At 41.7% G+C, this 25,865-nt stretch carries 20 protein-coding genes and 2 tRNA genes; 9 read left to right on the top strand and 13 right to left on the bottom strand.

Annotated elements, in window-relative coordinates; all coding sequences use genetic code 11:
- Positions 1–291 precede the first annotated feature (291 nt).
- From WAZ74_RS00400 to msrB, 4 genes are all read right to left on the bottom strand, one after another.
- A tRNA-Asp gene (locus tag WAZ74_RS00400) sits at positions 292–368 on the bottom strand.
- 54 nt (positions 369–422) lie between these two features.
- Positions 423–498 (bottom strand) — tRNA-Val (locus WAZ74_RS00395).
- A gap of 296 nt (positions 499–794) precedes the next feature.
- The gene (locus tag WAZ74_RS00390) at positions 795–1,286 is read right to left on the bottom strand and encodes a glutathione peroxidase (RefSeq protein ID WP_422304591.1); all 492 of its coding nucleotides are present in this window, start codon (positions 1,284–1,286) and stop codon (positions 795–797) included.
- A gap of 190 nt (positions 1,287–1,476) precedes the next feature.
- Entirely contained in the window at positions 1,477–1,902 is a 426-nt protein-coding gene (msrB, locus tag WAZ74_RS00385; RefSeq protein ID WP_422304588.1) for a peptide-methionine (R)-S-oxide reductase MsrB, read from the bottom strand.
- Between the two features lie 480 nt (positions 1,903–2,382).
- Here msrB and WAZ74_RS00380 point away from each other — a divergent pair, with 480 nt between their 5' ends.
- Complete coding sequence (locus WAZ74_RS00380) at positions 2,383–4,041, top strand: aminotransferase class I/II-fold pyridoxal phosphate-dependent enzyme (protein WP_422304586.1); 1,659 nt, start codon at positions 2,383–2,385, stop codon at positions 4,039–4,041.
- A 175-nt stretch (positions 4,042–4,216) separates the two neighbouring features.
- On the opposite strand, the gene WAZ74_RS00375 is transcribed toward WAZ74_RS00380, so the two are convergent.
- Complete coding sequence (locus tag WAZ74_RS00375) at positions 4,217–5,824, bottom strand: inorganic phosphate transporter (protein ID WP_422304584.1); 1,608 nt, start codon at positions 5,822–5,824, stop codon at positions 4,217–4,219.
- A gap of 670 nt (positions 5,825–6,494) precedes the next feature.
- Positions 6,495–8,216 (bottom strand): ATPase, encoded by a 1,722-nt coding sequence (locus tag WAZ74_RS00370; RefSeq protein WP_422304582.1) that lies wholly within the window; start codon positions 8,214–8,216, stop codon positions 6,495–6,497.
- A gap of 267 nt (positions 8,217–8,483) precedes the next feature.
- Between WAZ74_RS00370 and WAZ74_RS00365 the strand changes: the two genes are divergently transcribed.
- From WAZ74_RS00365 to WAZ74_RS00345, 5 genes are all read left to right on the top strand, one after another.
- Positions 8,484–9,194: an FFLEELY motif protein gene (locus WAZ74_RS00365; protein ID WP_422304580.1), complete on the top strand. Its 711-nt coding sequence runs from the start codon at positions 8,484–8,486 to the stop codon at positions 9,192–9,194.
- 91 nt (positions 9,195–9,285) lie between these two features.
- A complete protein-coding gene (gene ubiE / locus WAZ74_RS00360) occupies positions 9,286–10,425 on the top strand; it encodes a bifunctional demethylmenaquinone methyltransferase/2-methoxy-6-polyprenyl-1,4-benzoquinol methylase UbiE (RefSeq protein ID WP_422304578.1) in 1,140 nt (379 codons plus the stop codon).
- A gap of 203 nt (positions 10,426–10,628) precedes the next feature.
- A complete protein-coding gene (locus tag WAZ74_RS00355; protein WP_422304576.1) occupies positions 10,629–11,324 on the top strand; it encodes a ubiquinone biosynthesis accessory factor UbiJ in 696 nt (231 codons plus the stop codon).
- Between the two features lie 154 nt (positions 11,325–11,478).
- Positions 11,479–13,140 carry an ABC1 kinase family protein gene (locus tag WAZ74_RS00350; protein ID WP_422304574.1) on the top strand — a complete coding sequence of 554 codons (1,662 nt, stop codon included), beginning with the start codon at positions 11,479–11,481 and terminating at the stop codon, positions 13,138–13,140.
- Positions 13,141–13,326: 186 nt separating this feature from the next.
- Positions 13,327–14,745, top strand: a complete 1,419-nt coding sequence (locus tag WAZ74_RS00345; protein WP_422304572.1) for an FAD-binding oxidoreductase — start codon at positions 13,327–13,329, stop codon at positions 14,743–14,745.
- Between the two features lie 97 nt (positions 14,746–14,842).
- Here WAZ74_RS00345 and ruvB read toward each other — a convergent pair whose 3' ends face one another.
- The 5 genes from ruvB to WAZ74_RS00320 form a co-directional block, all read right to left on the bottom strand.
- Complete coding sequence (ruvB, locus tag WAZ74_RS00340; RefSeq protein WP_422304650.1) at positions 14,843–15,823, bottom strand: Holliday junction branch migration DNA helicase RuvB; 981 nt, start codon at positions 15,821–15,823, stop codon at positions 14,843–14,845.
- A gap of 173 nt (positions 15,824–15,996) precedes the next feature.
- Positions 15,997–16,620, bottom strand: a complete 624-nt coding sequence (gene ruvA / locus WAZ74_RS00335) for a Holliday junction branch migration protein RuvA (protein WP_422304570.1) — start codon at positions 16,618–16,620, stop codon at positions 15,997–15,999.
- Between the two features lie 85 nt (positions 16,621–16,705).
- On the bottom strand, positions 16,706–17,743 hold the full coding sequence (gene fba / locus WAZ74_RS00330) for a class II fructose-bisphosphate aldolase (RefSeq protein WP_422304568.1): 1,038 nt from the start codon (positions 17,741–17,743) through the stop codon (positions 16,706–16,708).
- A gap of 472 nt (positions 17,744–18,215) precedes the next feature.
- Positions 18,216–18,602 (bottom strand): hypothetical protein, encoded by a 387-nt coding sequence (locus WAZ74_RS00325; protein ID WP_422304566.1) that lies wholly within the window; start codon positions 18,600–18,602, stop codon positions 18,216–18,218.
- 259 nt (positions 18,603–18,861) lie between these two features.
- Complete coding sequence (locus WAZ74_RS00320) at positions 18,862–20,076, bottom strand: phosphoglycerate kinase (protein WP_422304564.1); 1,215 nt, start codon at positions 20,074–20,076, stop codon at positions 18,862–18,864.
- 359 nt (positions 20,077–20,435) lie between these two features.
- On the opposite strand from WAZ74_RS00320, the gene WAZ74_RS00315 reads away from it, so the two are divergent.
- Entirely contained in the window at positions 20,436–20,765 is a 330-nt protein-coding gene (locus WAZ74_RS00315; protein WP_422304562.1) for a TraR/DksA C4-type zinc finger protein, read from the top strand.
- 111 nt (positions 20,766–20,876) lie between these two features.
- On the opposite strand, the gene WAZ74_RS00310 is transcribed toward WAZ74_RS00315, so the two are convergent.
- Positions 20,877–21,554, bottom strand: a complete 678-nt coding sequence (locus WAZ74_RS00310; protein WP_422304560.1) for a thiamine phosphate synthase — start codon at positions 21,552–21,554, stop codon at positions 20,877–20,879.
- A gap of 152 nt (positions 21,555–21,706) precedes the next feature.
- Positions 21,707–22,813: a serine hydrolase gene (locus tag WAZ74_RS00305; RefSeq protein WP_422304558.1), complete on the bottom strand. Its 1,107-nt coding sequence runs from the start codon at positions 22,811–22,813 to the stop codon at positions 21,707–21,709.
- Between the two features lie 419 nt (positions 22,814–23,232).
- Here WAZ74_RS00305 and WAZ74_RS00300 point away from each other — a divergent pair, with 419 nt between their 5' ends.
- Together WAZ74_RS00300 and WAZ74_RS00295 are read left to right on the top strand one after the other, a co-directional pair.
- On the top strand, positions 23,233–23,868 hold the full coding sequence (locus WAZ74_RS00300) for a response regulator (protein ID WP_422304556.1): 636 nt from the start codon (positions 23,233–23,235) through the stop codon (positions 23,866–23,868).
- Between the two features lie 111 nt (positions 23,869–23,979).
- A complete protein-coding gene (locus WAZ74_RS00295; RefSeq protein WP_422304554.1) occupies positions 23,980–25,767 on the top strand; it encodes a sensor histidine kinase in 1,788 nt (595 codons plus the stop codon).
- The last annotated feature ends 98 nt before the right edge of the window (positions 25,768–25,865 follow it).

Below are 25,865 nucleotides of genomic sequence, written 5' to 3'. Positions count from 1 at the left end.
ATTTTGTAATATAAAAATAAATATCACATTAACTGCTGTATTTTATATTTAGCGAAAATTATTATTTCAGAAAAAATTAGAAAAGAGTAAGTAAGAGAAAATATAACGATAAAGGCAAATAGTGATAGTGCTGAAAGCTTGAATTAGGGATACATGAAATCGTCTTAACAGTAATATGATTTTGATGCTTGGCATCGAATGATGGTATGACAGAATCTATAGACACAAAAAAACCTCAAGTAAACAAATACTTGAGGTTGAAACTTTTGTTTTAAAACTAAGTTTTAAATATGGCGCAGCGGACGGGACTCGAACCCGCGACCCCCGGCGTGACAGGCCGGTATTCTAACCAACTGAACTACCGCTGCTTAGGTCGTTTTTAACGTTTCACCTTTTTAAAGAGGCCCACTTCGCTAAAAGAGTGGTGGGTGATGACGGATTCGAACCGCCGACATTCTGCGTGTAAGGCAGACGCTCTACCAACTGAGCTAATCACCCTAAGAAGCATATAAAAAAGCACTGCTTTTTTAACTTCGCAAAAGAAAACTCCCTAAAGAGAACTTTCTGAAAGTATCACTATCTAAAGGTGTCACGCTCTAGAATCATAAAACTTCCGACAACTAAGAACTGTTTAAAGCCACTTGCTGTGGGTGTGTATTATATAGATTTACCACTGCCTGTCAAATAGTATTTGCCTTTTTATGGGCTATTTTTTAAATTATTACTCGTTATTCTGACAAGCAGTTGTTTTAATTGGCTTTATATTTTTACAAACAATACTAAATATTTAGTCTTTATGGACTAACGGCTGACAAGGCTTGTTCAATATCCGTTTTTATGGACTCAGGTTTGGTTGTTGGTGCATAACGATCAATTACTTGTCCTTTACTATCGATTAAAAACTTGGTGAAATTCCATTTGATACCATCTGTGAGCAACCCACCCTTTTGCTTCTTTAACCATTCAAAAATTGGATGAGCGTCTTTACCGTTAACATCAACCTTTGCCATCATCGGAAAGCTAACGCCATAGTTCTTTTGACAAAACGCACCAATCTCATCATTACTACCGGGATCTTGGCTGCCAAACTGATTGCAAGGAAAGCCGATGACGACTAAGCCTTGTTCTTTATATTGTTGGTATAGCGCCTCTAAACCTTCGAATTGTGGGGTAAAGCCACATTTGCTTGCGGTATTGACGATTAATAGTACCTTACCTTCACAATCAGAAAAAGCTTGCGAGGTACTGTCCATGTGCTCAGCGGTAAAATCGTAAATAGCACTCATTATTTATCCTTAAATTAATTTATTTATTATTCTATTTGTTTAGCCTTATTTATATTCTAAACAACATAGATAATCTTAATAGTTGAGAAGGAAGCGCTATGCGCTTCCCTCCTATGATTCTAAATACTAATTTTTCTAAGTGATAATACTTCTAAACTCATCTGACTTGCTATATTTACGACATTTAAGACTACTTCTCAGATTTATCTAAATCAATAGACACTGAATTGATGCAATAGCGCATACCAGTAGTCTCACGTGGGCCATCAGGGAAGACATGACCCAAATGCGCACCACAGTTGCTACAAGTGACTTCTGTACGGCGCATACCTAGTGAATCATCGACATGTTCATCGATAGCGCTATTATCAATCCCTTGATCGAAACTAGGCCAGCCGCAACTAGCATCAAACTTGCTGCTTGAATCGAATAATTTTGCGCCACAACCTTTACATTTATACGTTCCTTCATCATTGGTATCGTTATAGACACCAGTATGTGGACGCTCTGTGCCCTTCTCGCGCATCACATGATACTCGTCAGCGCTCAGGCGCTCTTTCCAATCAGCTTCTGTCAATTGGCTGATTTCTTCTTTGCTCAGTTGATTGTCTTGCATAACCTATCCTTATTGAATGATTTATTTTCTAATCTACTATGAGTCATTTGCTATCAATGCTTTATCGTCTTTTTTTTATAAAAACGATAGGCTTTATCTGTTGGCTAGCGCCTTATTATTCAAGACATTCATTACAAGAATGCTAACCATTCCAAGTGACAGCATAAACGTTCAAAACGGTAGAAACAGATAAAATATAACAAATTATTTCGGATCGTCCATGAGTAAAGATGTAACTTTAACCAAACTCTCACATCAGTGTTCTACGATAAACTTAGCATAAAAGACTCTTAACGCACTAAGAAAATCTATTATAAATGCAAGATTATCTTGCATTTATAATATTACACATTAAGAAAAAAACTTGCATTAACATTAGTTATGCAATAATATCTTGCATTAGAGATAAGATTAAAAATCTATACATTTATTTTTAACACTTTATTTATTAAAAAACATGGCATAAAAAAGGCTTACACGATGATAGCTGATGATAAGAGCAAAGATACACAAGCTGAACGACTCGTACAGCTGCGCCGTGACAAAGGCATGACTGCCGAGCAATTGGCACAAGCGATGACCGCAGCTGGCGAAAAGGTCAGTCGCGGCGCTATCTCTAACTGGGAGCGTGGAACCAATGGCATTGTGTCATCGAAGTTACCAACACTAGCGCGTATTTTAGGCTGCAGCGAAGGCTATCTATTACGTGGTGATCTTCAAAGTGACATCAATAACGATGTAGATTTAAGCAATCTTATGCAGTCTAACAATAAAAATAGCGAAGACGCTGCATCACCAAGTACGCAAGCTCACAACGATACTCAATTACACACACATCAATCTCAAATCGATACACATCTTACTACGCCCGTAAACACACAAAACAACCTTATGAGTGGTCAATCTATGAATACCATAAAAAAATCTGATAAATTACAAAACGTCTGTTATGACATTCGTGGTCCTCTACTAAAAACTGCTAATAAAATGGAAGCAGAAGGTCAACGTATCATAAAGCTCAATATTGGCAACCCTGCTCCGTTTGGCTTTGAGGCACCGCATGAAATCTTGCGTGATGTAGCGATGAATTTACCGGCAGCGACTGGTTATTCAGACTCACAAGGGATTTTCTCAGCGCGTAAAGCCGTCTTGCAATACTATCAATCAAAGGGACTGCTATCAGCGGTCGATGTCCGTGACGTATATTTAGGTAACGGTGTCTCTGAGCTGATTGTGATGACCATGCAAGCCCTGATGAATGACGGTGATGAAGTGTTGATTCCTATGCCAGATTATCCACTATGGACAGCAGCAGCTAATTTGGCTGGCGGCACAGCCGTACATTATCGTTGTAATGAAGACGACAATTGGCATCCTGATATTGAAGATATCAAATCCAAAATTACTAGCAAGACTAAAGGCATTGTGGTTATTAACCCTAACAATCCGACGGGTGCCTTGTACTCAGATGATCTACTCAAGCAAATCATCGAAGTGGCTATCGAGCATGATTTAATCATTATGGCTGATGAGATTTATGACCGTGTGCTGTATGACGATATGCAACATACGCCCATGAGCACTTTGAGTGATGATGTACTTATTCTGTCTTATAATGGTCTATCAAAGTCGCACCGTATCGCTGGATTTCGTGCTGGTTGGATGATGGTATCCGGTAGAAAACAACATGCTACGGACTTTATTGAAGGCCTAGATATGCTGGCCTCTATGCGTCTATGTTCTAACGTACCGGGCCAATATGCGATCCAGACGGCAATGGGCGGCTATCAAAGTATGAAAGAGCTGACCTCAGAGAGAGGTCGTCTGTTTAAGCAGCGTGAACTTGCCATCTCTCGTCTGAATGCGATTCCAGGTATTTCTTGTACCATGCCACAAGGTGCCTTTTATTGCTTCCCAAAGATGGATCCTGCCGTTTATCCTATTAAAGATGACATGCAGTTTATGATGGAATTATTACTCGAAGAAAAAGTCTTAGTGGTACAAGGTACAGGATTTAACTGGGATGCGCCGGATCATTTCCGTGTGGTGTTCTTACCGAATCTACATGATTTAGAAGACGCTTTGGATCGCTTAGACCGCTTTTTTGCGAAGAAACGCCAGCAATTTGGTACTAATTAATCATACCAATTAATGTACAGCTCTAAGCTCATATACAAAAAAAAGCTTATCAGTATTATGCTGATAAGCTTTTTTTGTATGACGTTTTTATAAGTAACTGAAAACATAAATAACTTAAAATATAAGTAACTTAAAACACGAATAACTTAAAATTAAATCACTATAGGTTTCAGTTTTAAAAGATATTTATCAATATAACATAACTGATTGCAGACATCGCGGCGGCTGCAGGAAGAGTAATAATCCATGCCAAACCGATAGGCTTCATCAGCGCCCAGTTGGTATCTCTATTGACGATACCGATGCCAAGCACTGCCCCAACCAACGTATGCGTACTCGATACGGGTAGACCCATTGTCGATGCACCCATAACGACAGCAGCAGCAGCCAACTCAGCTGAGAAGCCAGAAGCAGGATGCATTTTTGCTAAATTGGTGCCGACCGTCTGAATCACTTCTTTACCAATGAACCAAAGACCCACAATCAGTGCAACACCAAAGGTCAGCATCACTGCTGGAGGTACTGCAGCTTCTGTGGCAATGCTATTGGTACGGATAACATCCATAATCGCTGCAAAAGGACCGACCGCATTAGCAATATCGTTTGAGCCATGACTAAAGGCAAACGCTGAGGCAGTAAAGACTTGCATCCAGCTAAACATAATAAACGTCGCTTTGGTCAAATCTTCTTTGTGCTTGCCACGGATACTTTTGGTATAAACAAAGGTCGCAAGCCACACTAGCGCCGCTATCATCCCCATGATTAAAAAGCCTTGCAACGTCGTCATACCGTTATTGACGTTTTTTAGACCTTTAAAGATAACCAAAGAGGCCATGACCGCACCGCCTGCAGCCGCAATAATAGGCACCCATTTCTTAAGTGCTTTTAGGGTATCAAGGTTGCTGCGCTCGTTCTCAATCTCATAAAGCTCTTTGTAATAATCGGTCTCTAAGTCTTCAACGACGCAATCATCATCTTTATAGATTTCTTGATCACGTAACATCGCTGACGTATAAGCCAGTTGTTCTGATTCTGTCAGACCGTCCAAATACTCTTTATGACTTTGTTTTAGGGTTTTCTTATTGTCTTTAAGAATCGCAATATGCGCCTCTGTTTTATCATTATACTCAATGATATTTTTCTTAATCTGTCCATATAACAGGTAAGAAAAAACGCCGCCTAGTAGCGGTGATATCACCCAAGAGATAGCGATAGTACCAATCATGCCCCAATTCACTGTTGATAATGCCATTTCGGTACCACCTAAGGTGATACCTAATACGATAGAGCTACCTACTACACCGCCGATAATAGCGTGAGTAGTCGATACAGGCAGACCTTTTTTGGTGGCAAATAACAGCCAAAAAGCAGCAGCAATGAGCGCTGAAAGCATGACGTAAATGAACTGGTTGGGTGTTACCGATAGACCATCTAAATCGACAATGCCGCTGCGAATGGTATCAGTCACTTCACTGCCTGCCAGCACGGCTCCCGACACTTCAAATATCGCCGCGATACCCAACGCTTGAGGAATCGTTAACGTCCCTGCACCCACTGAGGTGCCAAAGGAGTTGGCGACATCATTACCACCGATATTGAATGCCATAAAGACACCAAAAGCAGTTGCTACAATAAATAGCGTCGTCTGCTGATGCATGGTGTAATCTAGACCCCACCACAAAAAGTAGCCGGTCATCGCAATCAGTAAAATGCCAAAAAATAGATTGATTCTCATAGAACCGACTGCTTTAGTTGATCCTGTAGAGCTGCTGCTAATACCCATACGTTGATACGTCCTGCGTAAGCTGATTGAAATTATGTGCGATTGATGACATTGCGATGCTATTGATCGGATGGCTTTTACCAACCGAAATTATAATAGCGTACACGCAACCTGTTTCTTTACTATATTGTTCTTTGATATACGGTTTTAAACGTATTTTCTAAATATGTTAGTAATACATTACCTTAACGATTTTATAGATTGCTTAAAATGCGCTTCGGTTGGAACATGCTTCAGTTTGAACCAGATAAAAACCCATCACGCAAAATACTATAAAGCCACAAGGAATGTTGCCAAATCGTCCGGTTAGAGCATCTTGCGGCTTAGGTATTTATAGTGATAATGTTGTCGTGATGAATTTGGTTGTCATAAAAACAATGTTGATGTTAAAAGATTAATTGATATTTAAAGATAAATAGTCAGGTGGGCAAGCTACTTTAATAGATAGCAGAGCCCAATACGCGCCTATTATATTAAATATAGACGCATAATGCATGATGATATTGCAAGATTTGTAACTGTACAGCTATGACTCGAAAAAACTGCTCATTTAATAAAAGGTGGGTGTTATGTTTTAATCACTAATCAGCCTCGATAACTCATTTAAAACCAGTTAATAACTAGTCTATAACTGCTATAAGCTTGAGCAAGCACCGTGACTACTAAAGCTTTAGCGAGCAGAAAGTACCGCTGAGAGCTGTTCAATCGCATGGTCTAAAACGTCCAAACGTGCTTGACGCTTTTCGTTAGTCGCGATAACACACCAAGGCGCACTTTTTGTATCGGTACGCGCCAGCATATCAGCAGCAGATTGTACGTAATCTGACCATTTCTCACGATTGCGCCAATCATCGTCTGTTAATTTAAACTGTTTGTGCGCTGTTTCTTTACGTGCTTCGAAACGCTTGAGTTGTTCCTGTTTATCGATAGCCAGCCAGTATTTAATCACCAAGGTACCTGACGCTGCTAAGTCTGCCTCAAAGCGATTGATTTCGTCATAAGCGCGCTGCCACTCCTCGTCAGTAGCAAATCCCTCAATACGTTCAACCAATACACGCCCATACCACGTACGATCAAAGATAGCGATACGACTGATACGGTCTGTTTGCTCGTTTGGAAGCTTGGTCCAAAAACGCCATAAATAAGGATGCTGCAGCTCATACAACATGGGCGCGCTAATATTATAAATTTGATATTCACGTGGATCGAGTGGCGCTACCAGCCTTTTAATAGCACCGCCTTTACCAGCGGCATCCATGCCTTCAAAAGCAAATACCACATGAAGACCCTTACGCGCGCGTAGCAACTTAGCGAGCTTTACTTGCTTAGCTTCAAGTTGTTGAGTGTATTCTGATTTATCTACATCTGAATCAGGAATATCCGTTAATAATTTAGGTATCTTTACAGGCTCAAACTTAACAGGTTCAAACTCTGGTTTATTATGATGACTTTTTTTCACGTCTTCGGCATTTTCTAACACATTGCGCTTTTCTACTGCGCTGCTTTCTACCTCACTGCTCGCCAATGCCATTTGCATCGCATGCAAGACTTCATGACAGAAATGCATGGCGGCTTTTGATTTATTAGCGCCATCAATAATAATCCAATCATCTTGCTGTCGTAATAAATTGGCTGCTACCTCATTAAACTGTGCCACTACTGCTGCATTATTCCAATCAATCTGATATAAGAATCGTGGCTCTGGCTCATCATCATATAGCCTTTCCTGCAAGGTTTCGATATCTACGTGAAACCAGCATTTCAATAGCTTAGTTTGATTTGCTACAAGGTCTTGCTCAAAGGCTTGTAGTTCAATCAGCTGTTGCTGCAAATAATCTTGCCACTTACCAATAGGTAGTGCTTTGGTATTTATATCAGTATTTATATCAGTATCTGCGCATTTTTTATTTTTTGGCTGTTTTTTCTTACTTTCGCTATCTGCATGCGCCATACGCATCACGTTATAGAGTAAATCGGCATACCAGTTGCCAAAATAAACCATCACGTCACCGTAGCGCGGTATAGCTTTAGTATGTGCTTGCCAAATCGGCTGATGGTCTAATGGGCAATCACCAATAATCGCCTCAACCTTGAGTAGGCGCGGATCTACCCACTGCCGCAACTGCGTGACGGCTGTTCCCTTGCCAGCCTGCTCCATACCGTTGACCAGTACCAATAGCCCAATTGCTTTATCAGTGCTTGGCACTGCAGGTTGACGCGTTGCTCGTAGGGCAAACTGGGCAGTGACCAATGCCAGTCGAAGCTCATCTTTGTCCATAGAAAACTGACTTAAAGGATTGGGCGTTAAGCGCTGCTCAACGACTTCCTTGCTAAATGGAGCGCTCACTGTTTGTGGCGCGGCTACTTCAGTCTTATCATTTTTTTTGCTCATATCTGTGCTCGCTCTAGCGTTATTAGATAATGGGGTTAAAATAACGAATTGATTTAATCATAGCACCGAGTCCTCTCAGGAAATAACGCGGCTGTGTAACAGAGCAAAGTAACAGTTTGGCATTTGTATTCTGCTTTATTTTCTTTTAAGGTGAACAAAATCTGCGAGCATGTTTTAATAGCTACCCGTAAACATAAAAACTCAAAACTACTTAACTTATTTATTATCGATTTGATTAATATCTCTACTTTTATAGGATTACCTGCCATGTCTGCTTTAGCTAATTTACAACAGCACTTAAACCTTTTTTGGGCGCTGCCACATCATAGCGACGCCGTATTAAACACCAAGCTCGAAGAAGTACAATCATGGCAACAAGCACGTATTAAGCGCACGCATAGCGCGTTATTTGAACAGCCAAAAAACAAACCGATGGCAGATTACTTTTTGACGCAGCTCTACGGTGGTGATGAGTTCAAAATATTAGCCGAACAATTAGGTCGTATTCTCCCTAAAGCCAAAAAACTTGAACGCCTTGCCAAAGAATCGGCTTTAGAAGCCGGAAGCATGGGCATCCAAGCCTCTATATTGGCCATTGAGCTCGACTTACATTTAGCCCAGTGGTTAATTGCTCAAGACTTGCCAGTCAATGAAGAAAACATGCTAACTGCATACCGCGCTGTCGATGAAGCTGATGAGCGCCGCGTACAGATTCATAACCTAAAAGAGGTCTGCTATCGTACCGATAAAGATCTGAACTCATTTATGCTCAAAAAAGCGTTTGCGCTGGCTAAAGGCACCGCGTATCGCTATAACTTTCAACCGCTTTATGACTTTATCGATTCAGGCTTTAAAGCCATGAAACCTTTAAAAAGTGTCAGCAGCTTTATCGAACCGTTTTGTGAGCGTGAGCTAGAAATTATCGATGAAGTTCATGCCACGGATAATGGCGGTAAGCCAGCAACGTTTGCTGTATGATAGAATTTATCGTATAAGTGGCTAACGGCACACTTTATATAAATAAACATGACTAAAAAACAAACATAAAAACCAATAATAGGACCATGCAATGACTGATCAAAAACCTACTGCCAATGTCAATACTACTACCAACGGTCACTTACAGGATAAATTGGTCAGTGATAGCATTGCTCATAATCAAGATATCACCGCTCAAGTAAAAGCACGTCAAAATACTGGCACAAATCTATTGCCAAAATCCAATGCGCAAAACAGCAGTGACAGTGTTAATAATAATGACTTCACGCAAGTTCAAGATTTACCAACAGGAACGCCACAAGGCCAACAAACGACTATGCCAAATACCAGTACAGCAAATGCCAATCTAAATAATGCTGCCAACGCCTCAGCAAATACCTCATCGAAAACCAATGCACAAACCGCCAAACAAACGGTCTTTAATCAGCGTGATGATATTAATAACCCACATACTGCTGATACTGACGGTAATGAAGAAACGCATTTTGGTTATAAAACCGTCAATAAAGCAGAAAAGCAGGCACGTGTGGCCGATGTTTTCACTTCAGTCGCCAAAAAGTACGACATCATGAATGACTTAATGTCATTTGGTATCCATCGCTTATGGAAGCGTTACGCAATTAGCTTATCAGGCGTTCGTGCTGGTCAGCATGTGCTTGATATCGCTGGCGGTACGGGTGATTTGGCCAAAGTCTTTAGCCGTGAAGTGGGCAAAAATGGTCACGTTGTGTTATCAGACATCAATGCGGCGATGCTAGAAGTCGGTCGTGAGCGCCTCATCAATGCTGGTTGTAACAATGTCGATTTCGTATTGGCCAATGCTGAAACCTTAGCGCCCTTTGACGATGAAAGCTTTGATTTGGTCACCATTAGCTTTGGTTTGCGTAATGTTACGGATAAAGATGCTGCTTTAAAAGCCATGTATCGTGTGCTTAAGCCGGGCGGTCGTCTATTAATTTTAGAGTTCTCAAAACCAGTATTTGAGCCATTATCTAAAGCTTATGACTTATATTCATTTACTGCATTACCGATTATGGGCAAGCTGATTGCCAATGATGCGGAGAGCTATAAGTATTTGGCTGAATCGATTCGTATGCACCCTGATCAGCAAACGCTAAAACAGATGATGCAACAAGCGGGCTTTGAAAATTGTGATTATCATAACCTGACTGCTGGTATCGTCGCCGTACATCGCGGTTTTAAAGCGTAGCGATAAGCAGTTGCAGTTGCAGTTGCAGTTGCAGTTGCAGTTGCAGTTGCAGTTATAGAAATGGAAATGAAAAAGTATAGCAATGAAAATGCTCATGATAAAAATCGTGAAAATAAAAACTGCTAACACTAATAAGTCGTAACAACTGATTCTAATAAAAGAAGCGCTTTTTTAAGGCGCTCAACTAAATATGTGAGAGCCTTATGCTGACTGTCTTACTTTTGGCTGGTGCCGAAAAGTTGATTAATATTGCGATTGCTAGCGATGAGATTACCAAAGCAGGTCTAGCGCCGCTTGCTGGTAAAGTGTTGCGACTAAACATGGGTACGCCTGATGTGAGTTTGGACGTGCTATTTACCGATGAGCGTTTGCGCTTTGAACCGGTCATGAGTGAGAGTGTGTTTGAAGCAAGTGGCAGTATGAATGAGCGCCAGAAAGCCAGCCTTGATAAATCGCGGATTGGGTATAGTCGTCCAGACTGTATCATCACCGTTGATAATCCAGCCCAGCTGCTTAACCTGATACGCGGCACTGACGGTAATTTGCCTATCGCTGGTGATTACAAAGTGCTGATGCAGCTTAAACAACTGGTAGCAGGATTTGATCCCGATGTGGCCGGACAGCTCGAACCCTTCATTGGTAAGCCAATGGCAAGTCAATTGCATCTGCTTATCTCACAACTTAAAGGTGGCTGGCGTCATAATGCCAAACGCGCCTTTAACGATGTCAGCGACTGGGCTAATGATGTAGCGGGTAATGTTGACTCTGACCCTATGCAGACAGCAGAGGTGAATGATCTTAAGCAGCAGTTATTAAAGTTGCGGGCAGATGTCGAACGTGAAGAAGCCAGACTGGCAGCGATTAAAGAAGAGCAAGCGCGTTTAACCGGTCATAGATAAAGATAAAGGTCTTATTAATCAGACATTATCTATAGCGGCTTAATCTATAACGACTTACTTTAAAAGTAAGACAGTGCTGCTGTAGTATTTTTTGCCGCATAAATAATCACAGCGCCTACCCTATTTTCGACTTTATCTAGAGTACTTATACCTCATGCTATTATCTCATCGCGCCCGTTTACTTGAGCTTTGGCGTATTGCCGCCACCTATCGTATTGACACGCATCTGTCTGTTGAAGAGGTGCCGCAGCTACAACCTTTAGCGCGTTTAATCCGCATGCATCCAGCAGCTTGGGGTAAAAAGCATCAACCCAATGCGATTAAATACGCTCTTGAAGATATGGGTACGCTTTTTTTAAAGCTTGGGCAATTACTCTCGACGCGTCGCGACTTAGTGCCGCCTGAGATTATCGAGCAATTGATTCAACTGCAAGATAAAGTTAAATCTTTTGACTCTGATATCGCCATTGCTCAAATCCAAGACCCTAAAAATGGTCTTGGTCAATCTATCGATACTTTATTTGCACGCTTTGATGTAAAACCTTTAGCAGCAGCTTCTATCGCTCAAGTACATACCGCCGCCCTACATGATGGCCGTGAAGTGGTGGTAAAAGTCGTTCGTCCTGATATTCGCACTACCATCATTACAGACTTTGAGCTGCTACGTGAATTGGCTGGCTGGGCATCGGCTCGTATTGAAGCGGCGCGTGCCGTGCATGTTATCGATATTGTCGAAGACTATCGGCAAGTCATGCTCAACGAGTTGGATTTGACGTTAGAGGCAGACAATACCACCCAAATGCGCAACAACTTCTTAGGTTCAGCATTAATGTACGTGCCTGAAGTCTATGACGCTGCCAAGAATGTCATGGTGATGGAACGTATTCAAGGTGTGCCTATCTCCCAAGTTGAGGTATTTGATCAGCTGGGCTATGACCGAGCCGCACTGGCAGAAAAAGGCTTAACGATATTTTTTACCCAAGTATTTCGTGATAATTTCTTCCATGCCGATATGCATCCAGGCAATGTATTTGTAGAAACACCGCCCGTTAAAACCATTCATGCAAATATGGCTGCGATTGACTTGGGTCATGAGCCACGCTATATCGGTCTTGATTGTGCCATCATGGGCACCTTATCAAAGGACGATCAGCTCATCGTAGCGCGAATGCTATTGGCGGTCATGAATAATAACTTTACTGCAATGGTTGATATCGTCAGCCGAGCTGGCTGGATACCGCCAAGTGCCGATAAGCATGCGTTGATGCGTGATATGAAACGTACAGTCGGGCCGATGTTGCAAAAATCCATTAACGATATCGACTTTGCTGGCGTCTTGATGCAAATCTTAGACATTGCCCGCCGCCATCATATGAGTATTCCACCACAACTAATGTTGCTGCTAAAAACCTTGGTGCATGTCGAAGGGCTCGGTCGCGATTTATATCCTGATCTTGATATTTGGTCACTTGCCAAGCCAATTTTAAGCAGCTGGATTAAAGAGCAGCTCGATCCGATGCGTAATTTACAGCAGCTACGCCAGCAATTGCCTGAAATATTGCTATCGACAACCGATATTCCCAAACTGCTAGACCAAGGATTGCAAAGTCTCGCCTCACAAGGGTCACGCCAAGACAGTCAATTGCGTGAAATACAGCAGATTCGTGCCGATATGCTCAACGACCGCCGCCGAGATTGGTTAGCGCTGGCAGGCTTTGCTATTTTCATTGCGATTGCGACACAAGTTATCGGTTGGCTGTCACCTATCTTTTATCTATTTGCTATTTTGGTTGTGATTTGGCGCATCTTAGCCTAGATGTATAATGCTTTTAATGATAATAAATACCAGTTAATGACCATAAATAGCACAATTTATTTAAGAATCTTTAAATCACTTTATATTTTATTTAAAGGAAATTCAAAGTGACCTAGAGGTTAGCTTCGTCTTATTTTATATGTCAGTTATTTAGTTAAAAACATGCTCTATATCTAGGAATTATCCATGTCATCTTTATCCGCTTCTTACCTTGATAATACGGTAAAACCAGACCACAGTGAGGCTATTGCTGCCTTGCAAACTCGTTTTGGTAACCAACTGAGTGTCAACCAAACGATACGAGAGCAACATGGTCACACCATGACTTGGCTTGCCAATCAGCCACCGGATGCGGTATTGACCGTAAATGATAAACATGACGTAGCAGCAGCCGTCGAGATTTGCAATCACTATCAAATGCCAGCGATTGCCTTTGGTATTGGCTCATCCTTAGAAGGTCAATTAAATGCGCCTTATGGCGGATTGTGTATAGATATGGATGCGATATTACAGGTGCATAACGAAGATCTAACAGTTACCGTACAACCTGGCGTCACACGTGAGCAATTGAATCACTACTTGCGCGACACAGGATTATTTTTTCCAATAGATCCTGGTGCTAATGCCAGTATCGGCGGTATGGTCGCCACGCGCGCTTCAGGCACTAATGCCGTACGCTATGGTACGATGAAAGATGTGGTACTGGCACTTGAAATAGTCACCGCCAGCGGAGAGATTGTTCGAACGGGCACACGTGCCAAAAAGTCTGCCGCTGGTTATGATTTAACGCGGCTAATGATAGGCTCGGAAGGTACGCTTGGTATCGTCACTGAGATTACCCTTAAATTATTTGGTATTAGCGAGTGTATCGGCAGCGGCATTTGTCATTTTCCAACCATTGAGGATGCTTGTCAGGCAGTCATGTTGACTATTCAGATGTGTCTGCCAATTGCTCGCATTGAGCTACTTGACGCTTTGCAAATTAAAGCTTGTAATCAATACGCTAATCTTAATTTAACAGAGACACCGACATTATTTGTAGAATTTCATGGCACAGAAGCTGGTGTTCGTGAGCAAGCACAAATGTTTACCGACATCATCGAAGAGTTTGGCGGTACCGATTTTGCTTGGGATACCAATGAAGCTGAGCGTAAACGTCTTTGGCAAGCGCGGCATAACGCCTATCACGCCAGCTCCGCCCTACGACCAGAAGCCAGTGCATTATCGACTGATGCCTGCGTGCCAATTTCACGTCTTGCTGAATGCGTCAGCGCCACGGCAAAGGATATCGAAGAATCAGGCATGATTGGCCCTATTGTTGGTCATGTAGGTGACGGTAATTTCCATGTTTTATTATTAGTTGATACCGAAAATCCGCTAGAAGTCGCCACCGCTGATGGCATTATCAGCCGCCTAGCCACGCGCGCTATTGAGATGGATGGTACCTGCACTGGTGAGCATGGAATTGGGCAAGGTAAGCAAAAATATATGCAGCAAGAGCACGGTAATGCCTTAGTGCTGATGCAAGCGATCAAATCAGCCCTTGACCCTAAAAACATTTTAAACCCCGGTAAGATATGGCCTGAGTCTTTACCTATTATTTAATAAGTTTATAAAAAATCAAAGCAAAAAAATGCGGCTACGTTTTATTTTCTAATCAAACATAGCCGCATTTTTGGGTTTAATATTTGTGATTTTAATCCTATACCATTTGATCAATCGCCATCTGTGTTAATACACGCCCGCGTGCGGTACGAAGTACATAGCCTTGCTGGATAAGATATGGCTCAATCACATCCTCAAGCGTACCACGATCCTCAGCCATCGCTGCTGCCACTGCTTCAACCCCAGCAGGACCGCAGTCAAAACGTTCGTGCAGTATCTCGATATAACGCCTATCTAAATGATCGAGACCGCGTCTATCGACTGCGAGCATATCGAGTGCACTACCCGCAATCGCACCATTGATACTGCCATCGCCTCTAACTTGCGCATAATCACGTACACGGCGTAGTAAACGGTTAGCAATCCTTGGCGTACCACGAGCACGGCGAGCAATCTCAACTGCGCCATCTTCAGTCATCGGTACTCGCATCAGACGCGCGGCACGACTGACAATCGTGGTCAAATCAGCAATATTATAAAACTCAAGGCGCTGCACGATACCAAAGCGATCACGTAGTGGTGACGTTAATAATCCTGCTCGCGTAGTAGCTGCTACCAAAGTAAAAGGTGGTAAATCAAGCTTGATAGAGCGTGCTGCTGGACCTTCGCCAATCATAAGATCCAGCTGAAAATCCTCCATCGCTGGATAAAGAATTTCTTCAATGACTGGGCTTAAACGGTGAATCTCATCAATAAAAAGTACGTCACCGGCTTCTAGATTGGTCAGCATCGCCGCTAAGTCACCGGCACGCTCTAGCACAGGTCCAGAAGTTGAGCGTAGGTTTCCACCCATTTCACGAGCGATAATATTGGCAAGGGTGGTCTTACCTAAGCCTGGCGGACCAAAGATTAGCGTATGATCTAGCGCTTCATCGCGCGCACGTGCCGCTGCAATAAAGACTTCCATCTGCTCGCGTACCACTGGCTGACCGATATATTCAGCCAATAATGCTGGTCGAATATTGGCATCAGGAGCATCAGCTGCTCCTTCGAGTGGATTAATCAAACGATCTTGCATCATAGATTTTATCATTATATTTAAAAGATTATTTTTAAAAGATTGGATAATAAATAGCATAACCAAACGCTACGCATAAGTCATGCAAAACATCATAAAGGCGGCGCCAAAACGAAAACAAGCGACACCTAATGTCGCTTGTTTTTAATAATCATTATTCATATACAGCACGACTATTTAAAACTCTGAAACTGCTGCAAGGTAGCTTTTAATAAGCTTTGAGTATCTGCAAACGTCTCGCCGTTACGCTTCGCCGCCTTAATCGCTTGCTGAGCTTCTTTTTCTTTATAGCCCAAGCTCACTAAAGCGCCTTCCACCTCAGCAATGATACTGCCTTCGTGAGAAATTGGCGCTGATTGAGTGATAAACTCTAGATTGCTGTCATCGACTTCGATATTTTTCAGCTTATCTTTTAACTCAATTAACAAACGCTGAGCCGTTTTTTTACCAATACCAGGAATACGCATGAGTGCTGTTTCTGAATCTTGCTCAACGTGCATTTTTAGCTCAGCCGCTGACATTGCAGACAGCATCGCCAGCGCCATTTTTGCACCAACGCCGTTGATTTTAATCAATTGACGAAAGACATCACGCTCTTTACGATCGATGAAACCAAACAATAGCTGCGCATCTTCACGAACATGAAAATGCGTCCAGATACTTGCTTGCTGATTCAGTTGCAACTGGCAAAATGACGGCAGTGGCAACTCGATATCATAGCCGACGCCAGAGGTGGTCATGACACAAGCCGTTGGTGCCATCAAGTACTGCACCTGTCCAGTAATCAATCCAATCATAATCCACTACCTCTTATAAGCGCTATTATAAAAAATGAAATGAGCGGCCATCTCGTTATTGAGTGCTGTGTTTTATCAGTCAAGCTTATTTATAAAAATCGACCATACCTTCGAGGCTAATAGGGCGAATCTTATGCGCTTGACCAGCAGAGCCAAAAGCTTCAAAACGATTGGTACAGATATCTGACATCGCTACCATAGAGGCTTTGAAATATTTACGTGGATCAAACTCACTAGGATTTTCTGCAAGGAATTTACGGATAGCGCCTGTTGATGCCAACCGTAAATCGGTATCGATATTGACTTTACGGACGCCATGCTTAATCGCTTCAACGATTTGCTCAACAGGCACACCATAAGTCTCACCGATGTTACCGCCATTTTCATTAATGACTTTTAGCCATTCTTGCGGCACTGATGAAGAACCATGCATCACCAGATGCGTATTAGGAATGCGTGCATGAATCTCTTTTACGCGCTCAATCGATAAAATATCGCCTGTCGGTGGACGGGTAAATTTATACGCACCGTGGCTGGTACCGATAGCGATGGCTAGCGCATCAACGTTAGTATCTTTAACAAATTGCTCGGCTTCGTCAGCACTGGTTAATAGTTGCTCATGATCCAATACGCCTTCTGCGCCAGAACCATCTTCTTCACCAGCCAGTCCAGTCTCTAAACTACCCAAGCAACCAATCTCGCCTTCTACTGAAACACCGCAAGCGTGAGCCATTTTGACTACTTCACGCGTGACGCTGGCGTTGTAATCATAATCCATTGGCGTTTTGCCATCTTCACCAAGCGAGCCGTCCATCATCACTGATGAAAAGCCAAGTTGGATTGAGCGCTGACAAATCGCAGGTGACATACCGTGATCTTGATGCATAACGACTGGAATATGTGGCCATTCTTCAATAGCAGCAGTAATCAGGTGGCGTAAAAATGCCGACCCTGCATAGCTACGTGCTCCGGCGCTGGCTTGTACAATGACAGGAGAATCACAGGCGTCAGCCGCCATCATTATGGCACGCATTTGCTCTAAATTATTGACATTATAAGCAGGAACACCATAGTTGTGTTCAGCAGCATGATCCAAAAGTTGACGTAACGATATTAAAGCCATAAGACGCTCTCTGATTAAATTTTAAAAATAGTATTTTGAAGATGATATTAAGAAATTATTTTTAACAGTACGACGCTGCTATCCTTGCCCTTCAACCCGGATTTGTAATGGATGTTCCATTATAAATCTAGCAAAAAGGACTATTTTTTGCTCGTCATTATTACGCCGTGATTATAGCAAAAATTACCGCTGCTTCGTAGCGCTTAGCTGACTATTTGTTTGACTCGCTAATTTATTAGAAATAATAACTGATTTTATAAAATTGCTTGCAAGAGCGATGTAATAAAAAAACGAATTGAGAAAAACTCCTGCATCGAGTAAAAGAGTGTTTTAATTCATAGAAAACTTTTTGATTTATCACTGCTCAAGCTATTCTAGAGAATACAAAAAAGCCTTGGTAATCACCAAGGCTTTTCCATCTTTTAAGGGCTTGTAAAGCAACTAATAAGCTAATGATTTAGCTTTATTTTTCTTAGTATTGTTGCTCTGCATCAACAGCAACATCATTTGCGCCATCAGCAACAGCTTCAGCACCATCAGCAACAGCGTTAGCAGTACCTGAAACAGCTTTGTTCGTGCCTTCAGTGATCGCTTCGCCAGTATTTGCTAGCGCATCGGTAGCAGCAGCACCCGCTGTTTCAGCATTTTCTGCAGCTTTAGCACCTGTTTCTTGAGCAGCTACTTCGGCTTCAGCAGCAGCAGCTTCAGTTTTAGCAGCAGCTTCTTCTGTGTTGGCAGCAGCATCTTCGCCAGCAGAGTCAGCTGCAGCTGCCGTTTTATCTTGTGTTTCTTGGCTACATGCAGTGACTGCAAAAGTACCAGCAAGAAGGCTAGCAAGTAATAAATGACGTTTTAACATAATAAACCTCTCATAAATAAAGCATGTCAAATACATGGTTTGCGCTATTTTATAGAGTGCAAATTAGACATGCAATAACAATTTTCAGTATAGAAACAAATAATTACTACTTAACAATAATGCATAACAATTCACGCTTATAGCTCTTAAACTATGAGATAACAATGACAGTCAGCGTATTATTTTTACAGCCTACCCTAGATATACGCCTTGGGTTGTACCCCTAATGTTACGAAACTGCTGATGTATCATTAAAGACCTATTCGTTAATTTGTAATGCAGCAACCGCAGGTAGGACTTTTCCTTCTACAAATTCCAAGAATGCGCCACCACCGGTTGACATATAGCTAACGCCGTCAGCAACCTGATATTTGTCAATCGCGGCTAAAGTATCGCCACCACCAGCAATCGAGAAACCTTGGCTCTTTTTGACAGCATCTGCCATTATTTTGGTGCCATGACCAAAAGCATCTACCTCAAAAACACCTACTGGACCATTCCATAAGATGGTTTTTGCGTTAATAATAGCATTAGCTAATTGTTTGGCGCTTTCTGGAGCAATGTCTAATATCATATCATTGTCACCGATTGCATCGACAGATTTTATTGTCGCAGTAGCTTGTTGTAATGAGCCGGTAAAGTCATCGAAGTTGATTTCGTTTTTATCGGCAACGACGACATAGTCAGGTAGCAATATATCGGTTTTTTTCATGATTTCACAAGCTGTATCTAGCAAATCTTCTTCATATAGTGAGGCACCAACACTATGACCTTGCGCTGCCAAAAAGGTATTGGCAATACCACCACCAACGATAATCTGTGAGCATATTTCAGCCAAGCTATGTAGCACTTCAAGCTTAGTCGATACTTTGGAGCCGCCAACGATAGCCAGCATCGGCTGTGCGTGCGTTTCAAGTGCCAAGCTTAATGCATCAAGCTCTGCTGCCAATAAAGGTCCGGCGCAAGCTACTTTGCCTGCTTGATGCATGGCTTGGGTAACGCCTTCCGTTGACGCTTGCGCACGGTGCGCAGTACCAAATGCGTCCATCACAAATACATCGCACAAATCTGCATATTTCTGTGCTAAAGCCGCATCATTTTTCTTTTCACCTTCATTAAAACGCACGTTTTCTAGTAGTACTACTTCACCCGCCTTGATGGATAAACCTTGAGTAAGATAGTCGCGGTTAAAGGTCACTGGCTGCTTCAACGATTCGCCAAGCTTTTCGGTTAAATAATTAGCAACTGGAGACAGTGAATACTGCGCTTCAGGATTACCTTCAGTCGGACGGCCTAAATGTGAACAGATAATAACTGCTGCTCCTTTATCCAACGCCATTCTAATAGTGGGTAAACTGGCTCGCAAGCGCGTGTCACTATTGATTTTACCATTTTTAATAGGTACGTTTAGGTCTTCACGAATCAATACTACTTTACCGGTTAAAGCCAGCTCACTCATACGCAAAAAATTCATCACCTGCTCCTATGCATCATCTATTGTTAATCTACAATGTGGCTGTTTGCTAAATGTTACTGAATAATTTTTATCAAACTTATCTAATCGATTCATTTTACTAGTTATTTTTATAAAACTGATCTAACAAGAATTTAAGGCGGTGTATTCTAGCAGTTTTCTAACACGCGCTTATAAAGAACCTGCTATAAATTTTGCTCATCGCTAAATGAATGTATTTAAAATCAATAAAGCGAGCAGTAACATTTCGTGGTGGTACTTAAGGATACTGCCGTTTATGATAGAGAGGCTGTTTATGCTAGAAAAACTACTTATAATAAATCAGTCCAACAATAAAAATAACCTATTAGGAGAATACTATGAGTATCGACTTCAAAGCTGCCAAAGAAAGCTTATTACAACTAAAAGAAGAATATGAGACTCGGATTAGTAAAATCGAAGACCATATCCAAAACCCTCAAGACGATCTCAATGAACATTGGGAAGACCAAGCCATCTCTTATCGTCAAAACGATATGCGTAGAAATCTAATGGTTGAAGCACGTCAAAGTTTAGTCCACGTCGAAAATGCCTTAAGCCATATCGAAAATGGCACTTACGGCGAATGTGAAGTGTGTGGTGAACAAATTCAACAACAACGTTTGGAAGCCATACCTTACGCAACCCTATGTATGGATCATGCCGAATAGCATTTTAGTAATTAGCTATACGATAAATTTAGCGAATTAATACAATCGTTTGTTATTACAAGCGCTCATTAAATATGAGCGTTTTTTCCTTCGCTTATAAGTAGACTAGCACTATATAGATAACTGCCACTTGCTAAGCGCCTGCTGCCACTGCTGACAACGCGCAGCAATTTGATGCACAGGTAAGTCCATAATATCACCGACCACCGCCACATAAGTAATTGGCAAACCTACCAGCTCAGTAATATTTTCTGCCGTTAAACCACCTATCACGCATATCCCGATTCCTTGCTGACAGCCATCAATGAGCTGCTGACGCGAGATAACATTGGCATTTGGTTTAGTATTCGAGGCAAAGACTGCGCCCATTGCGGCGTAACTTGCACCACCATTTTTCGCCTCTTTGACCAGATCTATATCACCATGACAAGTACGACCGATAATCTGATTCGGTGCTAAATACTGTTTGGCATCACTAATGTCGCCATCTTGCTGCCCTAAATGCACACCGACGCTAAGCTTTGCTGCCAAACTGATATCGTCATTAATAACGACCGCTACCTTATACACTTTGGCCAAATCAACTATCTTTAATGCTTCTTCGTATAGAGTCGACTCACCATCAGGTAATGCCAGTATCTGCTTGCGTCGAATTTGCAATAGAGCTATTAATCCTGTCGCTAATGCGGCTTCTAACTTACGGTATAAAATCGGAAACTCATCGTCATTAGTGAGCAGATATAACTTAGGTATGGCATGAGAAACGGTGGAAACTGATGGCTGAGTCATTTAACGATCCTTACTATCAATACGGTTTTTGACACAAGAAATACTAAACAATAAAAAGGCTGTTATATCGCATAACAGCCTTTTTATTCATCAATGTCAGTTTAATAATATTGGTTTATCGATGCTTGTTTAACAATGTTAGCTTAACCAACTTATACAGTACGGCGCGTCGCCAAGCTGTTTAAGATATTTTTAGCATCGCCCCAACGTGTTGCTGAGCTGTTGGCACCTAGAATGACAATAATTGCCGGACGGTTATTGACGCGCGTTTCCATCACAACGCAACGACCTGCTTCATTGATAAAGCCTGTTTTTGAGATACCAATAGGATAACTGCCGTCACGAACTAAGCTGCTGGTGTTATTGGCTTTATAAGTGCGGTTACCATTTGAGTAGTTAGACACATAAAAGTCATAGCTCTTAGTGGTCGAAAAACGACGAATCACATCATAATTACCGGCAGCACGTACCATTTTCACCAAGTCATTCGATGAAGCAACGTTACGTTTATCAAGACCCGTTGGATCACCAAAGAAAGCAGTGCTCATACCAATCTCTTGAGCTTTGCGGTTCATAGCACGCATAAAGGCGCTATAGCCACCTGGATAATTACGGGCGAGACTTTTTGCTGCTGGGTTTTCTGATTTCATCAATGCCATCAATAGCATCTCAGCACGATTTAGACGATCGCCTGATTTTAGATTTGAGCTAGCACGTTTAGGACCAACGAAATCTTCTGGATCAAGCGTAATCTCTTCTCGCATATCTAAACCGGCATCCAACACCACCATAGCCGTCATGACTTTGGTAATACTGGCCATAGGACGCGCAACATCAGCATCTTTTTGATAGATAGATTCGCCCGTCTCTGCATCGATGACCGCGACACTGCGCGAATCGGTGCTGATCGGAATCATGCTACTGTTGCCAAAACTACCGCGATAAGTAGTGTTATAGCTATTGGCGTTATTATAACTGTTGTTATTACTGCTACCAAAATTGCTGGCATTAGTAGGCGTATTGGTAATATTGGTCGTGCCATAGCCGCTATCTACTTTTTTAATCGCAGAGCTATTACTAGACTTAGACATGATGCTACGCGCTTCAGACAAGCTATCGGCACCGCCCCAGCTCATACGAGCACTAGACTCAGAACTAGAGCTACCATTAATTGTAAGCGCGGCTTGTGCCATACTGCCCAAACTCAATGAAATCATAGCAGCGATTAATTGCTGTTTGGTTAATGGTAGTTGCTTCATTATGCCTCCTGCCGCCGCGATGCTGTTAGTTAGTAAATGAGTTACATACTGACTAACGGCAACAACGTACGTAGCGTTTATGGATGTGTTTGTAGATACTCACATAGAGTTTTTGTATTTTTAGTGTATCATGGTTTGCATTTAAGTTTAATCTGCTAAATCAATTAGATGCCATTTCTTAGCCACATTCAAACTTTACTACATTTACTTTATATTTCAGCAATACTAATTAACATTAGTGCAATATATCATTACATTTAAGCTGTTAACCAGCCAATTGCGTATTTAATACTTAAATGTGACATTCAATCTTGGTATATTTGTTAGCTAGCAAATTGATGCTGAATAATTAGAATGTTTTAGGTAGTTTAAGCTTAGCAGTGCACCTTTTATTTTGACCGATAGAAAAGAGTATAACGATGATTCGAGTATTAGTAGTAGATGATCATGATTTGGTGCGGATGGGTATTAGCCGTATGCTGGCAGACAGTGCTGATATTGAAGTCGTCGGCGAAGCAGACAGCGGTGATATGGCAATAAGATTGGCAAAGCAGCTGCGTCCTGACGTGATATTACTGGATGTTAATATGCCTAACATTGGTGGGCTTGAAGCAACCAAACGCTTGATTCAGCTTGATATGGGCATCAAAATTTTGGCGGTTAGTAGTATGTCAGCTCAGCCTTATCCTTCGATGCTTATCAAAGCGGGCGTCAATGGTTATATTACTAAAGGCACACCGCTTGATGAGATGATCATAGCGGTCAAAAAAATCTATCAGGGTGGCCGTTATTTTAGCCAAGACGTAGCTGAACAATTGGCTGATGTTCTATTATCTGATAATGCCAACTCACCTTTTGACTTATTAAGTGATCGTGAGAAGCAAGTAGCGATGATGGTGGTTAACTGCCAAAGCCCCCAGCAAATCGCAGATCAGTTATTTGTGAGCGTAAAAACTATCAATACCTATCGTTATCGCATTTATGAAAAAGTGAATGTCGATAGTGATGTGAAATTGACTCATTTGGCGATTCGCCATGGCCTCATTCAGCCATAGCTACTCTAGTAAACAGCGACTCTGGTAAATAGTTTTTAAACAGTTATTTACTAAACACTTACTTTCTAAATAAACAACTATTAAGTAAGTATTTTTTATTGCGGTCAAGCCATGAAATCTCTAAAAACTGCGAAATCTACTCCTAGCCTTATATCCGTTATTACCAGCTATTTACAGCAAGATGATACCTTGCCCTTAGCGCAGTTGCGCAGGTTAGGACTCATTTATAGCAGCTATCGTTTTGTCGTCAGCTTATTTTCTATGCTGTTGGTTTATATTACGGTTCGCGCTAATAGCAGCGCATCCTTACCAAGCTTTTTGCAGCAAACCGTGCTCAGCTTCTATGTTTTACTGAGTTTGATTTTGCTAGGATTATTTTATACCGTTGGCAAGAATATGCGCCGACAGCTGGCTTTTGGCTTGGCGCTAGATGTCATCATCTTAAGCTTGCTGCTTTATACCGCTGGCGCACCTGATTTGCAGCTAACCATGCTGTATATGGTGGTGGTAGCTGCAAGCTTCATGCTTTTACATGGTTCACAAGCGCTGATTATTACCTTGCTTGCTATCATTTTTGTTATTTACCAGCAGTTTTTTTATGCCATCGCTAATAGTATGAGTTTGGCAAATTTAGGGGACGCCCTACTGATGTCAGCCAGCTTTTTGGCAGTCGGAGGCTTAAGTTGGTCAATCTCGCAGCGCTTGGTGCAGCTTGAGAAAGTAGCTGCTATTCATGTCAAAGAAGTCGAACGACTGAACGTGATTAACAAGGAAGTCATTACTCAAATGGCCAATGGTGTCATCGTCATTGATGACCAAGACGTTGTACTGGCAAACCTTGCAGCTCATCAATTACTTAGTATTCCAAATCATTCACTGCTAGCGCTAAAAGACACTGCTAGCGGCGCAATCAAATCATCAAGCGATACACGCAAAAACGCCCTAAGTAAAAACAATAATGAGCCATTATCCGACTTTCAACAGCAGCTTAGTGAACAACACCTACAACTGTTTGATGCCTGCTTATCAATAGCCACTGGGCAATCACGTACTTTCGTTTATGAGTTGCCAGCCGTCGCCAATGCTTCAGTTGTCGGCAAGCTGCGTGTCGAGATTATCCCTTTAAAAGATGACAGTAAATTAATTATATTAGAGGATTTACGCCGTGAACAAGCCAGCGCTCAACAATTAAAACTGGCCTCGCTTGGACAACTGACTGCCAGTATTGCCCATGAAATAAGAAACCCTTTAGCGGCCATCTCCCAAGCGAGCCAATTGTTAATAGAAGACGTTTTAGAAAGCGAGATGGCAGCTGACAAGATAACAGCCAATCTAAATAACGACCGTTTAAATAGTGAAACAGCAGGCAATCATGAACTTTATAAAATGATATTTGCGCAAACAAAACGCGTTAATCGTATTATTGAGGATGTTTTAAAACTGTCTCGCCAGCAGACGGCCAATCAGCAAACCATTGTGCTTGCTGATTGGATGCCACAATTTTTGGACAATTACTTTCAAGGTCATGATGTTTTTTTACACGTTAATACTAAGAACACTATCTCATTTGACACCCATCAATTAGAACAAATTTTAATCAATCTGATTAATAACGGCTTACGTCATAGTAGCTACGTCCACCCTCACACCTTTGTGGAAATCGAAATTTATTGTGCGGATAACGATGTTATAATCGATGTTTTAGATGGCGGTACTGGCGTTGGTGTTGATGATTTAATACATTTGTTTAATCCATTTTTTACTACAGATAAGGCCGGTACCGGTTTGGGATTGTATTTATCCCAAGCGTTTTGTGAGGCCAATCATGCCCGGTTACTTTACGTGCCTGACTATAAAAAAACCTGCTTTCGTCTGATTGCCCCCGCCATTTATAATTAAATTACTGACTAAGCATTTGTGTGAATAAATGAGCGTAAATATCTAATAAACCAGCCTTTGGTTAAAAGCTGTTTAAGTTTAAACGATCTATATTTGAC

The organism is Psychrobacter sp., from assembly GCF_049295055.1.
Classification (GTDB): Bacteria; Pseudomonadota; Gammaproteobacteria; order Pseudomonadales; family Moraxellaceae; genus Psychrobacter.
The sequence above is the reverse complement of the archived record's forward strand: the minus strand, read 5'-3'. Positions and strand labels throughout refer to the sequence as shown.

Bases quoted from the DNA above. Each gene is read 5' to 3' on its own strand.
- WAZ74_RS00390 (WP_422304591.1), bottom strand. From the start codon at position 1,286: ATGAGTGCTATTTACGATTTTACCGCTGAGCACATGGACAGTACCTCG.
- msrB (WP_422304588.1), bottom strand. From the start codon at position 1,902: ATGCAAGACAATCAACTGAGCAAAGAAGAAATCAGCCAATTGACAGAA.
- WAZ74_RS00380 (WP_422304586.1), top strand. From the start codon at position 2,383: ATGATAGCTGATGATAAGAGCAAAGATACACAAGCTGAACGACTCGTA.
- WAZ74_RS00375 (WP_422304584.1), bottom strand. From the start codon at position 5,824: ATGGGTATTAGCAGCAGCTCTACAGGATCAACTAAAGCAGTCGGTTCT.
- WAZ74_RS00370 (WP_422304582.1), bottom strand. From the start codon at position 8,216: ATGAGCAAAAAAAATGATAAGACTGAAGTAGCCGCGCCACAAACAGTG.
- WAZ74_RS00365 (WP_422304580.1), top strand. From the start codon at position 8,484: ATGTCTGCTTTAGCTAATTTACAACAGCACTTAAACCTTTTTTGGGCG.
- ubiE (WP_422304578.1), top strand. From the start codon at position 9,286: ATGACTGATCAAAAACCTACTGCCAATGTCAATACTACTACCAACGGT.
- WAZ74_RS00355 (WP_422304576.1), top strand. From the start codon at position 10,629: ATGCTGACTGTCTTACTTTTGGCTGGTGCCGAAAAGTTGATTAATATT.
- WAZ74_RS00350 (WP_422304574.1), top strand. From the start codon at position 11,479: ATGCTATTATCTCATCGCGCCCGTTTACTTGAGCTTTGGCGTATTGCC.
- WAZ74_RS00345 (WP_422304572.1), top strand. From the start codon at position 13,327: ATGTCATCTTTATCCGCTTCTTACCTTGATAATACGGTAAAACCAGAC.
- ruvB (WP_422304650.1), bottom strand. From the start codon at position 15,823: ATGCAAGATCGTTTGATTAATCCACTCGAAGGAGCAGCTGATGCTCCT.
- ruvA (WP_422304570.1), bottom strand. From the start codon at position 16,620: ATGATTGGATTGATTACTGGACAGGTGCAGTACTTGATGGCACCAACG.
- fba (WP_422304568.1), bottom strand. From the start codon at position 17,743: ATGGCTTTAATATCGTTACGTCAACTTTTGGATCATGCTGCTGAACAC.
- WAZ74_RS00325 (WP_422304566.1), bottom strand. From the start codon at position 18,602: ATGTTAAAACGTCATTTATTACTTGCTAGCCTTCTTGCTGGTACTTTT.
- WAZ74_RS00320 (WP_422304564.1), bottom strand. From the start codon at position 20,076: ATGAATTTTTTGCGTATGAGTGAGCTGGCTTTAACCGGTAAAGTAGTA.
- WAZ74_RS00315 (WP_422304562.1), top strand. From the start codon at position 20,436: ATGAGTATCGACTTCAAAGCTGCCAAAGAAAGCTTATTACAACTAAAA.
- WAZ74_RS00310 (WP_422304560.1), bottom strand. From the start codon at position 21,554: ATGACTCAGCCATCAGTTTCCACCGTTTCTCATGCCATACCTAAGTTA.
- WAZ74_RS00305 (WP_422304558.1), bottom strand. From the start codon at position 22,813: ATGAAGCAACTACCATTAACCAAACAGCAATTAATCGCTGCTATGATT.
- WAZ74_RS00300 (WP_422304556.1), top strand. From the start codon at position 23,233: ATGATTCGAGTATTAGTAGTAGATGATCATGATTTGGTGCGGATGGGT.
- WAZ74_RS00295 (WP_422304554.1), top strand. From the start codon at position 23,980: ATGAAATCTCTAAAAACTGCGAAATCTACTCCTAGCCTTATATCCGTT.